Raw genomic sequence first — 12,819 nt, 5'->3', positions numbered from 1 at the left:
CGATGTCGGCCCGGGCCCGTGCACTCCGTGGCTGGATGGTGACCGCGACGATGCTTGGCGGCTGCGCGCACGTTGGGCCCGATTTCCAGCCACAGCAAGAGCAGTGGTCCGGCCAGTGGAGCAGCGAGGCGATAGCGCAGGCCAGCAATCAGCAGGCGCAGCCCGAAATGCGCCAGTGGTGGCAGGTGTTCGACGATCCAGTGCTGGAGCGCCTGATTGCCGAGGCCGACGCCAACGACGCCGGCGTGAAAGTTGCCGGGCTGCGCGTGATGGAGGCCCGAGCCCAGCTTGGCATGGCGCAGGCCGGTCGCTATCCGCAGCAGCAGCAGTTCACCGCCGACGCCATGCACGTCCGCAGCCGGCAGTCTGGCCCCACCGCGCAGACCAGCCGCGTCTGGGAGTACAGCGCGGGGGTCGATGTTGGCTGGGAACTCGACTTCTGGGGCAAGTTCGCCCGCGCGATTGAATCCGCCGACGCCGCGTACTTCGCTTCCCTGGCCAATCGCGAGGACGTGCTGGTGCTGCTGCATGCACAACTCGCCCAGGCCTACTACGCATTGCGGACGGCGGAGGCACGAGTGCGGATCGCGCGCGAGAACGCGCAGCTTCAGAAGCGCAGCTTCGAGATCACCGAACGGCTGTTCAAGGCCGGGGAAAGCGACGAACTCGACCTCCAACAGGCGAAGACGCAGTACCTCGGCACGTTGAGCAGCATCCCCGAACTTGAGCGGCAGATCGCGCTGTCGCACAACGCCGTGGCGATCCTGCTGGGCAGGCCGCCAGGGCCGTTGCCTGAACTTCAGGAAGCCCAGGGCAAGGTTGGCATATTGCCGCGCATCGATCGGGCGATCCTGCAGGATGTGCCCGCCAACCTGCTGCTGCGCCGCCCGGATATCCGGGCTGCCGAGTTGCAGATTGCCGCGCAATCGGCGCAGATCGGGGTGGCCAAGGCGGACCTGTATCCGTCGCTGACGCTGGTTGGCAGTATTGGATGGTCCGCCAATTCGCTGCCCGGCACGCAGAACGGCCTGCTGCTGGTTGCCGGGCCAAGCCTCCGGTGGAACATCTTCGATTACGGGCGCATTCACAACAATGTGCGGGTGCAGGATGCACGGCTGCAGCAACTGATCGTCATGTATCAGAACGATGTGCGCGTGGCCGCCCGCGAGGCCGACGATGCGGCCAGCAGCCTGATCAAGGCGCTGGAGCGCGAAGACATCCTGCGCGAAGCCGCGCGATCCGCTGAACGTTCGCTGACGCTTGCCAACACGCAGTTCAAGGAGGGTTACTCCGATTTCCAGCGCGTGCTTGACGCCCAGCGTGCGCTGTTTGCGCAGCAGGACAGCTACCTGGTCAACCGAAGCAATGCGGTTGGCTACCTGATTGACCTGTACAAGTCACTTGGCGGCGGCTGGTACACGGAGCAGCCGATGGTGGACGCCGCCACGCGCGAGCAGATGAAGCGGCGCACGGACTGGGGCGACCTGCTGGAAGAGCCGCCACGCGCACCGTCCGCACCAATCAAGCCGATTGTCACACCGCAGGGAGCGAACGGTCATGAGTGACGCGAGCGCGCCGGAACAGGCCACCCCACCAGCATCAACGCCGGCTCCGGCACCAACACCAACACCGGCTCCGGCTCCGGCTCCGGCTCCGGCTCCGGCTCCGGCCGGCGATGCATCGGGAAAAGGGCTGCGATGGGTCATCATCCTGATCGTGGTGAGCCTGACCTGGTACCTGCTGGCGGACCGTTTGACGCCGTATACGCAGCAGGCGCGCGTGCAGGCCTACGTGATTCCGGTGGCGTCGGAAGTGTCGGGCCGCGTGACGCAAGTGCACGTCCACAACGACCAGACCGTCGAGGCGGGGACCGTGCTGTTCGAAGTCGATCCGCTGCAGTACCGCATCGCCCTGGACCGCGCACGCGCCGATCTGGAAACAACGCGCCGCCAGATCGGGGCGAACACGGCGGGGATCGACTCCGCGATGGAGTCATTGCGCGCCGCGCAGGCCAATGAACTCAAGGCGCGGCAGGACAGCGAGCGGCTGGAACGGCTGTACCGTGAAGACCCCGGCACGGTATCGGTGCGGCGGCTGGAAGTGGCCCGCGCCACGCATACCCAGGCCCTCAGCCAGGTTGGGGCGGCACGCGCCGAGGTGGAGCGAGCCAAGGAGAATCAGGGCGGCAGCGACGAAAAGAACGCCAAGCTGCGCAGCGCAGCCACGGCTGTCGAGAAGGCCGAACTTGACCTGTCCAACACCAAGGTGCGGGCGCGTACGGCGGGCCTGATCACGGACCTGCGGACCGAGACCGGCCAGTTCACATCGGCCGGCGCCCCGGTCATGACGCTGATAGCGATTCAGGACATCTGGATTACGGCGGACCTGACCGAGAACAACCTGGGCCATGTGGAACCGGGTACGCCCGTGGCCATCGTGCTCGATGCGCTGCCGGGCAAGGTGCTGGACGGCAAGGTGCGCAGCATTGGCTACGGCGTGAGCGCGGGCCAGAGCACGCCGCCGGGCACGCTGCCGACGGTGCAGAACAGCCGGGACTGGCTGCGGCCCGCGCAGCGCTTTCCGGTGGTGGTGGAGATCGACCCGGGGCAGTTAAAGTCGCTGCGCGGTGTGCGCGTGGGCGGTCAGGCGGATGTCATGGCGTTTCCAATATCCGGCAATCCGCTCAATCTGCTTGGCCGCGTGTTTGTCCGGGTGATGAGCTGGCTGTCCTATGTCTACTGAGTCTGCCGAGCCCGCTGAGCCTGCCGGGCGTCCGATCTCCGCCGCGATCGCCGCGCGCTCGCGCCGTGCATTGCGGCTGGCCATCGGGACCGGCCTTTGCCTTGCGGTCAGTTACGGCTTTCAGTGGCCAATTCCAATGGTGGCGCCGGTACTGGCGGTATTCCTGTTCGCCTCTGTGGATCGGCCCTTACCAGCAAAGGCCGGGGTGGCGCTGCCGGTGCTCGTCATGGCGACCACCGGCAGCGGACTGCTGCTGATTCCGTTCCTGCTTCATGCCGCGCTGAGCGGCGTGCTGATGGTCGCGCTCGGCCTGTTCCTAGCCTTCCGGTATGGGCTGCGTGGCGGCAACGGGATGGTGTCGACATTCGTTGTCGCGGGCATCGCGCTGATTTCGGCGGCCGGCACGGCGGACATGGGGCTGGCCATCAGCGTGATTGGCGCGCTGGCCCGGGGCCTGTTGCTCGGTGTGCTGGCAATGGCCGTGTGCCATTGGCTGATACCGGATGTGGCCGGGTCAAGACCGGCACCCAAGGGGCCTGTCAGCGCAGCGGCCGACGCCGACTGGATGGCATGGCGCGCCACCCTGGTGGTCATGCCGGCGTTCCTGCTGGCGCTGACCGATCCGGCAGGTTACCTGCCGATCGTCATGAAGGCGGTCAGCCTGGGCCGCCAAAGCTGCACCACGGCCCGTGGCGCCGCCACCGAACTGATGAGTTCCACGCTGATGGGTGGGCTGCTGGCGATACTTTTCTGGTTCGCGCTGAGCCTGTTCGTCGATCTGTGGATGTACGTCCTGTGGACGATCCTATTTTCGCTGGTCGTCGCCCGCAGGCTCTATGCGATCCGGCCGACGCGCGCCACGCCAGGCTTCTGGCTCAACAGCCTGGTCACGATGATCATCCTGCTTGGCCAGTCGGTGGAAGACAGCGCGGCTGGGAAGGACGTCTACCAGGCCTTCGCCGTACGGATGGCGCTGTTTATCGGCGTGTCGCTGTACGCCATGCTGATGCTGCGATGGATCGACGTGCGCCGTGCGGCGCCCGCAACGCCCTGAGGAGGCTTCCATGAGCTTCGACCTGCTGGTTGCCGCTCCCGTCATGCTGGTGTGCCTGGTAATGCAGGGTTTCGTGGTAGCGATATGCCTGCGCCGCTATGCGCGCTACCGCAGACGCTGGGAAGGGCGCGAGAAGATGTGGATGGAAATCGCGCTGCTGATGGCGGTCATGCTGCTGACGCTGATCTGCAATATTGCCCAGATCGCGATCTGGGCCGCGCTGTTCATGATGCTCGGTGAATTCAAGACGTTCATGCCGGCGCTGTACCACTCGAGCGTCAATTTCGCCACGCTCGGCTATGGCGATATCGTCATGTCCGAGCGCTGGCGGCTGCTGGGGCCCATCGAGGCAGCCAACGGCATCCTGATGTTCGGCATGTCCACGTCACTGATGACCGCTGCCGTGCTCGACGTCATCAAGAGCAACATGGCCAGGCTGCGCGAAGGCGCCTGACCCCTGTCAGTGAAGGCGGCCCCAGGTACGACTTCAGGTGCAGTTGGCGATATACGTATCTTCCAGCGACTGGCGGGTCTTGTCGCGTTCGATCTTGGGCACGGAACGGCCTTGCGCATTCTGCGTTGCAGTGCCGGGAGAGGTGTACGTGCGTGTCTTGGACGTCGCGTTGTACTGGCTCTTCAGCGATTCGCATTTTGCGCGCTTCGCTTCCGCCGCCGTGGGGTCGGCAGCCTCGGGCGGGCGGTAGGGGCTGGCACCGTCCTGCACGGCGTCCGAAATGGCGGCGGCCGCATTGCCCTGGGCGGGCTTGGTTGACTGGGCAAGCGATATGGCAGGCAGGCCAAGGGCCAGGACAACGGTCAGTAGCGCTGCTTTATGGTCTTTCATGATTTCTCCGGTGTTGCAAAAGCCCGCCCAGCCTACGGCCAGCGGCACGGAAAGGCAAGTCAGCGGCTGGCGGCATGGCGGCGTCGCCAGACCACGGGAGCCTCGCCAAACTGCGCCGAAAACCAGCGTGTGAACGAACTGGCAGAGCCATAGCCAAGCAGTTCGGCCACACGCAGCAACGAGTAGTCCTGATTGCCGACATAGCGCTGAGCCAGTTCGCGGCGGACTTCGTTGAGGATGTCCGTGAACGACTCCTGCGCCTCGTCCAGCTGCCGCTGCATCGTGCGCTGGCTTAGTCCAAGCCCCTGGGCCACCGCCTCGCACGTGGCGCGGCCCATCGGCAGCATCAGGTAGACCGCATTGCGCACATCGCGCCCGATGGATGCCTCGTTCACGCGCGGCAGCGTATCCACCAGGCGTTGCGCGTGACGCGCCATCGCGGGGTCGCCAGTCGGGTTCGGCGCGTCAAGATCGGCGGCCAGACAGACGATGCCGTTGAACTCGCTGCCAAATTCGATCGGACAGCCGAACAGCCGGCGGTGCACCTGCAGGTCCGGCGGCGCCGCATGGGTGAAGTTGACGGTAAGCGGATGCCAGTGGGTGCCGAGCAGCGCGCGGCACAGGCGGAACATCACGCCTATGGCCAGCTCGGTGCCCTGCCGGGAGGGCGCTTCGAGCACCACTTCCTGGCGGATCATGACCACCTTGCCCACGGATTCCAGCAGGATCGCCACCGATTCGTTGACGAGGTGCCGGTAACGGATGATCGTGTCCACCGCATCGCGCAGCGTCGGTTGCTGGCTGATGAGCAGGCTCATCACGCCAAAGTCAGATAACTGACGGGATTCGGCCATGCGCAGCCCGAAGGTGGGGCAGTTGCCCGCCTGGGCGGCGGCCTCCAGCAGCGCCGCGCAGGCCTCCACCGGAATGCGTTGTTCAGGATCGGTCAGCAGTGCCCGATTCAGTCCCGCCTGGCGCAGCAATGGCTGCGGATTCAGGCCGACAGCGGCTGCCACCTCGAAGAAATTGGTCAGTGCTGCCGCACGCACCAGCGTTCTCAAGCTTGTCTCCCATCTTGTTCTTCGCGCGGCACTCTTAGCCATGCCGCGTCGTGTTCGCCGGGATGATAGGGCCTGTTGGCATGAAATGCAAAGCAGGATGTAGTCATTGCAAAGCGGCAACAGTGCTCCACACTTAGATTTACTGTCGCAGCGGCACATGTCGTGCGGCAACCAATAAAACAGGAGACGATGCGATGGCTAAAGTCGTGCGTATGTATGAGACCGGCGGACCCGAAGTTCTTCGTTATGAAGATATGGAAGTCGGCGATCCAGGCCCCGGCCAGGTTCGTATCCGCCACGTGGCGGTGGGCCTGAACTACGCCGATACTTACTTCCGCAATGGCACGTATCCGATGCCGCTGCCCGCCGGCATGGGCGTGGAAGCATCGGGTGTCGTGCAGGCCATCGGCCCGGACGTGACCAACGTGGCCGTTGGCGACCGCGTGACGTACACGGGCTTCCTGAACACGCTGGGCGCCTACAGCACCGAGCGTCTGGTGCCTGCCGCACCGCTGATCCGCCTGCCGGAAAGCATCGGCTTTGAAACCGCCGCCGCGATGACGATGCGTGGCCTGACCTCGGCGTACCTGATGCGCCGTATCCACCAGTTCAAGAGCGGCGACACCATCCTGCTGCATGCCGCCGCTGGCGGCGTTGGCCTGATCGTTTCACAATGGGCCAAACTGCTTGGCCTGAACGTGATTGGCACCGTGTCTTCGGAAGCCAAGGCCGAGGTGGCGCGTGCACATGGCTGCGACCACACCATCAACTACAGCCACGAGGACGTGGCCAAGCGCGTGCGCGAACTGACCAACGGCGTGGGTGCAACGGTGGTGTTCGACAGCGTTGGCAAGACCACCTTCATGTCGTCGCTCGATTCGCTCAAGCGCCGCGGCCTGCTGGTCTGCGTGGGTACGGCGTCTGGCCCGATCCCGCCGTTTGATCCCGTGCTGCTTGCGATGAAGGGCTCGCTCTACATCACCCGTCCGGCGCTGGCCGACTACATCGCCGACCCGGCCGAGAAGGCCGAACTGGCCGGCGAGCTGTTCGACCACGTGGGCGCGGGCCGTATCCGCATCGAGATCAACCAGCGCTATGCGCTGGAGGACGCCGTGCAGGCCCACCGCGATCTCGAAGCACGCAAGACCACCGGTTCGTCGATCTTCGTCGTCTGAGGAGCACACCATGCAAGTCAATCCCCTGACCGGCTCCATCGGCGCCGAACTCGTTGGCGTGAACCTGGCAGACGCGATCAAGAGCGACGATCTGTTTGCCGAAATCCGCGCGATGCTGCTGAAGCACCGCGTGGTGTTCCTGCGCAACCAGGAAATCAGCCGTGCCGAGCACGTTGCGTTCGCGCGCCGCTTTGGCGAGCTTGAAGACCATCCCGTGGCTGGCAGCGATCCGGATCACCCGGGCCTGGTCCGCATCTACAAGTCTCCGGACCAGCCGAACGACCGCTACGAAAACGCGTGGCACTCGGACACCACCTGGCGCGAGGCCCCGCAGTTTGGCGCGGTGCTGCGTTGCGTGGAATGCCCGCCCGTGGGCGGCGACACGATGTGGGCCAACATGGCGCTGGCCTACGAGAACCTGCCCGAGCACATCAAGTCGCAGATTGCCGACCTGCGTGCCCGGCACAGCATCGAAGCCAGCTTCGGTGCCGTGATGCCGATCGAAAAGCGGCTCGCGCTGAAGGAACGTTTCCCCGATGCCGAGCATCCGGTGGTACGCACCCATCCGGAAACCGGCGAAAAGATCCTGTACGTGAACGGTTTCACGACGCACTTCACGAACTATCACACGCCCGCCCGCGTCCGCTTCGGGCAGGACGGCAACCCGGGCGCGGCGGACCTGCTGCGCTACCTGATCTCGCAGGCCTATATCCCCGAGTACCAGGTGCGCTGGCGCTGGCAGCCCAACAGCGTGGCGATCTGGGACAACACGGCAACGCAGCACTATGCCGTGATGGACTATGCGCCTTGCTATCGCAAGATGGAGCGCGCCGGCATCATCGGCAGCGTGCCGTTCTGACCTGCACCGGAGAGAATATGGAGCAGAACCTCGTAGTTTCCGCACGCTCGGCGTACGCGTACCCGCTGCTGGTCAAGCAGTTGCTGATCAATTCCATGAGCCTGTATGGCGATCAGGAGATCAGCTACCGTGGCGAGCTGCGCTTCACGTATCGCGAATTCAACGAGCGCGTTGGGAAACTGGCCTCCGCGCTGACCGCCCTCGACGTGCGGCACGGCTCTACGGTTGCCGTGATGGACTGGGATAGCCACCGCTATCTGGAGTGCTATTTCGGCGTGCCGATGATGGGCGCCACGCTCTTCACGGTGAACGTACGGCTGTCTCCGCAGCAGATCCTCTACACGCTGAACGATGCAGGCGCCGACGTGGTGCTCGTGCATCCGGACTTCGTTCCGGTGATCGAGCAGATCCGCGGGCAACTCACGTGCAACCCGCGCTTCGTGTTTATGGCCGACGGCCAGGCCACGCCGGACAGCACCATCCCGTTTGTGGGCGAGTACGAGGCGCTGCTCGGCGCTGCATCGGCCGACTTCGATTTCCCGGAGTTCGACGAACGCACGAAAGCCGCCACGTTCTACACCACCGGCACCACCGGTGACCCGAAGGGCGTGTGCTACAGCCATCGCGACATCGTGATGCACACACTGACCGCCTCGGTGAGCCTGTGCTCGCCGCGCGAAGGGCAGCGCATGCATCGCGAGGATGTGTACATGCCGATCACGCCGATGTTCCACGTGATGGCATGGGGCATCCCGTACGTGGCGATCATGCTGGGCCTGCGCACGGTGCTGCCCGGACGCTACGTGCCGGAAACGCTGCTGAAACTCCGCGAAGCAGAGAAGGTGTCGTTCTCGCACTGCGTGCCGACGATCCTTCAGATGCTGCTGCAAGCGGCGGAGAAGGGCGGGCAGGACCTGTCGGGCTGGAAGATCATCATCGGTGGCTCTGCGCTGCCGCCGTCGCTGTGTGAAGCGGCGATGGCGCGCGGCATCGACATCTTCGCCGGTTACGGCATGTCGGAAACCGGGCCGATCGTGGCGCTGGCGCAACTGCCGCCGGGATTCAAGCCGGAGAGCCGCGAGCAGGAAGTACGCATGCGCTGTTCCACTGGCCGGCCGACGGTGATGGTGGACTTCCGCGTCGTTGGCACGGACATGCGCGAACTGCCGCGCGATGGCCAGAGCCAGGGCGAGGTTGTGCTGCGCGCGCCGTACCTGACACGCGGCTATTTCCGAAAGCCGAGCGCATCCGAAGAACTGTGGGCCGACGGCTACCTGCACACGCAGGACGTGGCGGTCGTCGGGAAGAACGGTTTCGTGCAGATCGTGGACCGCCTGAAGGACGTGATCAAGACCGGCGGCGAATGGGTGTCGTCGATCGAGATCGAGCACCTTGTCACGCGCGTGCCGGGCGTTCAGGAATGCGCTGTGATCGGCGTGCCCGATGCCCGCTGGGGCGAGCGCCCGATGGCATTCGTCGTGCGTCAGGCAGGCTCGGACGTGGATGCGGAACAGATCCGTTCGCAGTTGATGACGCACGTGGACGCGCAGCGCCTGAGCAAGTTCGCGGTACCGGAAGCTGACCGGATTGCCTTCGTGGCAGAGATTCCGAAGACCAGCGTCGGCAAGATTGACAAGAAGCTGCTACGGGGAAAGAAGGCAGACTGAGGGTAGGAGAGATTCGGGAACGCCCCTTATGGGGCGTTTTTTTTCGCCTTCGATAAGCTGTTGCAGATCCTGGCTTGCCCGTGCGGGTGTCTCTGCGTCGCCCGATACTTTCCGGACATGGCGCCGGCCGGCTTGGATGGATCGGATGCCTCGGATGCATGGAACGCGCGCGGAATGATTGCTTCAGTGTGATGGGCGCCGCTGCGATACCAGGGCCAGGGCATTTGTCCTGGCCTTCCTGTTTCTGAATCTGAGACGTCGATCAGCCGGCCTCAGGCATATGCGAGCCGGGGCGGAATGGAACCGAGTTTGTAGCGGGGAAAAACGGGGGAGTGGAGCGAGGGGTGAAGCGGAGGAGGTGAAGCGGGGGGGTGAAGCGGGGGAGGGGAAAAAGACCGGACCTGCGTGCTTTGGGCTGACTGGAAAGTGTCGAACGAACGGAGTCGAACGTATAGCAGGTCCGGCTGGAAACGATGTGCGCCGCACGGAGTGTGCGGCGCGAAGGTCAGGAGAGCTCTGGTGCAGGCTGGCGCGACGCAGCCCGGTTCAGGGCGCGCAGCGGCAGGTCGGCAAGTATGTCGATTCGCTGAGCCTCGGTCATGCGGTCCCACAGACCGATTTCGACCGAGGTTCTGCGGCAACCCTGGCAGTACTTGCCCGCAGAGTCCATGCGACAGATGTTGATGCAGGGATTGGCTACGGACATGGTACGACTCAGGCTGCAGCGCGCAGCGGCAGGTTCTTCTCGCCCGACTTGCGGTTCGGAGCCATGCCGTGGGCAGCCAGCGTTTCCTCGACGCTGTCGTACCACGTGCCGATGCGGTAGATCTCGCGCGCTTCCTTGCCCGTGGCGATCTCGCGGCCCAGTTCCTTGGCCACGCGCACGCATTGCTCGATCTGCTGGACCGAAGTCATGCGATTGCCGTGCTGGTCGATGATCGTGTCCTCGATGCCGCAGCGCGGGTGCAGGCCCATGGACATCGCCATCACGTTGAACGGCAGCACGTTCTTGAGCAGCGATTCGGCGGTCAGCGTGCAGCCGTCCGGAGCGCGGTGGATGAAGTTGAAGAAGTTGAACGGGTTGGGGCCGTCAAAGCCGCCGCCAATGCCGATCCAGGTCAGGTTCAGCGGACCCTTGTACTTGCCGGCACGCACCAGGCGCTCCAGCGTTTCCATCGCGTGGATGCCGGTGAGCTGGAAGTGCGGCTGCACGCCAGAAGCGGTCAGGCGGCGCAGGTGCTCTTCGAGCCAGCCCGGGCCTGCCGGCACGGTCATCTCGCGGTACGCTTCGATCAGCGCCGGATGGGACAGCGACGTACCCGCCGTGTATTCGGGGTACAGCAGCTCCATGATGTTCATCTGCGTGGTGTTGATCGCCACGGTCACCTGGTCAGGCGTCGGCTGCAGATCGGCCAGCATGTGGCGCGTATCGTCAGACAGCCACTTGGCGGCCTGGCCGTCGTCTTCCGGTGCGAACGAGATCGAGCCGCCCACCTGGATGATCATGTCGGGCACGGCGGCGCGCACGCCGGCGATCAGCTCGTTGAACTTCGACAGGCGCTTCGAGCCCTTGCCGTCCAGTTCACGCACATGCAGGTGCAGCACCGTGGCGCCAGCGTTGTAGCAGTCGACGGCCTTCTGGATCTGCTCTTCCATCGTCACGGGGATGTCTTCCGGGAAGTCTTCCGGCATCCACTCGGGGCCGTACGGCGCCACCGTGATGACAACCTTGTCCATGTTTTCGGGGTGCAGGGAATCGTCGAGAAACTGCATGCTGTGTCTCCTGAATTGGCTACGTGTTGCGATGCCCGAAGTATCGTGCAACGGCGTTGAAATATTTGACGACACGGGACACTCGATTTACATTTCGGGACAGTCAGGGAAAACACGATGTCCTACTTTCTTCGCAGTGCCAGCCTTACCAATTATGTGGAAGTTGCTCGCGCGGTAGGGCTCGATCCACACCAGATGCTTCGCGCGGCAAAGATCAGCCGCGACGTCCTGCTGGACCCCGATATCCGCATCCCGGCAGCGTCCGTGGCACAGCTGCTGGAGGCCTCGGCACGTGCCGCAAACGTGGAGGATATCGGCCTGCGGCTGGCGGAACTGCGCCAGTTCTCAAACCTCGGCCCGCTGGCCTTCGTCGTGCGCGAGGAACCCACGCTGCGTCGCGCGCTGGAATCGATGGTGCGCCACATGAGCCTGCAGAACGAGGCGCTTGCGATGCGTGTGGAGGAGATGGACGGCCTGGTGGTCATCCGTCTGCAACTTCTCAGTGACCAGCCTGGATCGCTGCGGCAGGCCATTGAGCTGGCCGCAGGCGTGATGTTCCGGATGCTGAGCGTGTTCCTCGGGCCCACCTGGCGGCCACGCAGCATCTGCTTCGCCCACGCGCCCCCTGAGAGCCAGGCCGCATACCAGCGCGTGTTCGGCATGCATGCGCTCTTCAACCAGGATTTCGACGGTATCGTTTGCGTGGGCAAGGACCTGGAGGCGCCACTGCCGTCGTACGACCCCGTGATGGCGCAGCAGGTCAAGCGATACCTGGGCACGCTGCTGGCGCAATCGAACACCACGATGGCCGACAAGGTGCGCAAGCTGGTGTACGCACTACTGCCCAGCGGCATGTGTTCGATCGATCGCGTGGCCCAGCATCTCGGGGTGGACCGACGGACGGTGCATCGCCGGCTTGCGCAGGATGGCACCACGTACTCGGACATCGTGAATGAAGCGCGCGCAGGGCTGGCAACGCGCTATATCGAGAACCGCGCACGGCCGCTGTCGGAAGTGGCCACGCTTCTTGGTTTCTCGTCGCTGAGCGCATTCTCGCGCTGGTTCGGCAACCAGTTTGGCTGCAGCGTTTCAAAGTGGCGCACGGGGCATCCCGGCGGCGGTGTCGATGGTGTCGATGGTGGCGTGGATAGCGGTGTGGATAGCGGTGTGGATAGCCGGCCGGGCAAGGAAGCCTGACGGCAATAACCGGGCCGCAAACAAAAATGGCCACGCGGCATGAGCCGGGTGGCCGAAGGCGAGAATGAAACCTGGTCAGGCGAGGGGAACGGGATGACTCGCCTGACCAGATTCGCGCCAGTAAAACCTGGCGGATGACGCTTAGAACTTGTGGCGAAGACCCACGCTCACGCCCAGCATGTTGCTCTGGCCGTTGCCGAGGATGTAGCTGTTGCCCGTTGCTCCGGTAGTGGCGAGCTGGTTTGTGTTGGCGCTATCCAGCGTCAGGCCGGCGTTCTTGGCATAGGCTGCGCTCAGGTACACGTCAGTACGCTTCGAGAACGTGTAGTCCGCAACGAAGGCGATCTGCCACGGATTCGCGGCGTGGGTGTTGCCCGAATAGTCACGCTTGAGGTTGTCGTAGTCATACTCGAGCGTCAGGCCCACTGCCGGCGTTACCTGGTAGTT

Annotated in this window: 12 protein-coding genes and 1 pseudogene; 8 read left to right on the top strand and 5 right to left on the bottom strand. The window is 64.3% G+C overall.

What is annotated here, in order from left to right:
• The first annotated feature begins 2 nt into the window (after window positions 1-2).
• From B552_RS0101915 to B552_RS0101900, 4 genes are read left to right on the top strand one after another with little or no spacing between them, the layout of a single operon-like run.
• Window positions 3-1,565, top strand: coding sequence for a TolC family protein (locus B552_RS0101915; protein WP_019447304.1), 1,563 nt, complete (start codon window positions 3-5; stop codon window positions 1,563-1,565).
• Window positions 1,558-2,742: an HlyD family secretion protein gene (locus B552_RS0101910; RefSeq protein ID WP_083860205.1), complete on the top strand. Its 1,185-nt coding sequence runs from the start codon at window positions 1,558-1,560 to the stop codon at window positions 2,740-2,742. The genes B552_RS0101915 and B552_RS0101910 overlap by 8 nt, the downstream gene beginning before the upstream one ends.
• Window positions 2,732-3,796, top strand: coding sequence for a DUF2955 domain-containing protein (locus B552_RS0101905; RefSeq protein WP_026035216.1), 1,065 nt, complete (start codon window positions 2,732-2,734; stop codon window positions 3,794-3,796). Before B552_RS0101910 ends, B552_RS0101905 begins: the two co-directional genes overlap by 11 nt.
• A gap of 10 nt (window positions 3,797-3,806) precedes the next feature.
• Window positions 3,807-4,250, top strand: a complete 444-nt coding sequence (locus tag B552_RS0101900) for an ion channel (RefSeq protein WP_019447301.1) — start codon at window positions 3,807-3,809, stop codon at window positions 4,248-4,250.
• A 33-nt stretch (window positions 4,251-4,283) separates the two neighbouring features.
• On the opposite strand, the gene B552_RS0101895 is transcribed toward B552_RS0101900, so the two are convergent.
• Window positions 4,284-4,640: a hypothetical protein gene (locus B552_RS0101895; protein ID WP_019447300.1), complete on the bottom strand. Its 357-nt coding sequence runs from the start codon at window positions 4,638-4,640 to the stop codon at window positions 4,284-4,286.
• A 59-nt stretch (window positions 4,641-4,699) separates the two neighbouring features.
• On the bottom strand, window positions 4,700-5,701 hold the full coding sequence (locus B552_RS0101890; protein WP_019447299.1) for an AraC family transcriptional regulator: 1,002 nt from the start codon (window positions 5,699-5,701) through the stop codon (window positions 4,700-4,702).
• Between the two features lie 194 nt (window positions 5,702-5,895).
• On the opposite strand from B552_RS0101890, the gene B552_RS0101885 reads away from it, so the two are divergent.
• Genes B552_RS0101885 through B552_RS0101875 form a run of 3 tightly spaced genes read left to right on the top strand, consistent with a single transcriptional unit; the run spans window position 5,896 to window position 9,402 of the window.
• Window positions 5,896-6,876 (top strand): quinone oxidoreductase, encoded by a 981-nt coding sequence (locus B552_RS0101885; RefSeq protein WP_026035215.1) that lies wholly within the window; start codon window positions 5,896-5,898, stop codon window positions 6,874-6,876.
• Between the two features lie 10 nt (window positions 6,877-6,886).
• Entirely contained in the window at window positions 6,887-7,735 is an 849-nt protein-coding gene (locus tag B552_RS0101880) for a TauD/TfdA family dioxygenase (protein ID WP_019447297.1), read from the top strand.
• Between the two features lie 17 nt (window positions 7,736-7,752).
• Window positions 7,753-9,402 (top strand): fatty acid--CoA ligase, encoded by a 1,650-nt coding sequence (locus B552_RS0101875; RefSeq protein WP_019447296.1) that lies wholly within the window; start codon window positions 7,753-7,755, stop codon window positions 9,400-9,402.
• 505 nt (window positions 9,403-9,907) lie between these two features.
• Here the strand turns inward: B552_RS0101875 and B552_RS0101870 are convergent.
• Together B552_RS0101870 and B552_RS0101865 are read right to left on the bottom strand one after the other, a co-directional pair.
• Complete coding sequence (locus B552_RS0101870) at window positions 9,908-10,108, bottom strand: DUF1289 domain-containing protein (protein ID WP_019447295.1); 201 nt, start codon at window positions 10,106-10,108, stop codon at window positions 9,908-9,910.
• 8 nt (window positions 10,109-10,116) lie between these two features.
• Window positions 10,117-11,175 carry a 3-keto-5-aminohexanoate cleavage protein gene (locus B552_RS0101865; RefSeq protein WP_019447294.1) on the bottom strand — a complete coding sequence of 353 codons (1,059 nt, stop codon included), beginning with the start codon at window positions 11,173-11,175 and terminating at the stop codon, window positions 10,117-10,119.
• Between the two features lie 117 nt (window positions 11,176-11,292).
• On the opposite strand from B552_RS0101865, the gene B552_RS0101860 reads away from it, so the two are divergent.
• Entirely contained in the window at window positions 11,293-12,372 is a 1,080-nt protein-coding gene (locus B552_RS0101860) for an AraC family transcriptional regulator (RefSeq protein ID WP_019447293.1), read from the top strand.
• 141 nt (window positions 12,373-12,513) lie between these two features.
• Here the strand turns inward: B552_RS0101860 and B552_RS27020 are convergent.
• Window positions 12,514-12,819, bottom strand: a pseudogene (locus B552_RS27020) (porin); the annotation flags it as partial.

Origin of the sequence: Cupriavidus sp. BIS7, from assembly GCF_000292345.1 — a bacterium.
GTDB lineage: Bacteria > Pseudomonadota > Gammaproteobacteria > Burkholderiales > Burkholderiaceae > Cupriavidus.
This window is presented reverse-complemented; position numbering and strand designations above follow the sequence as displayed.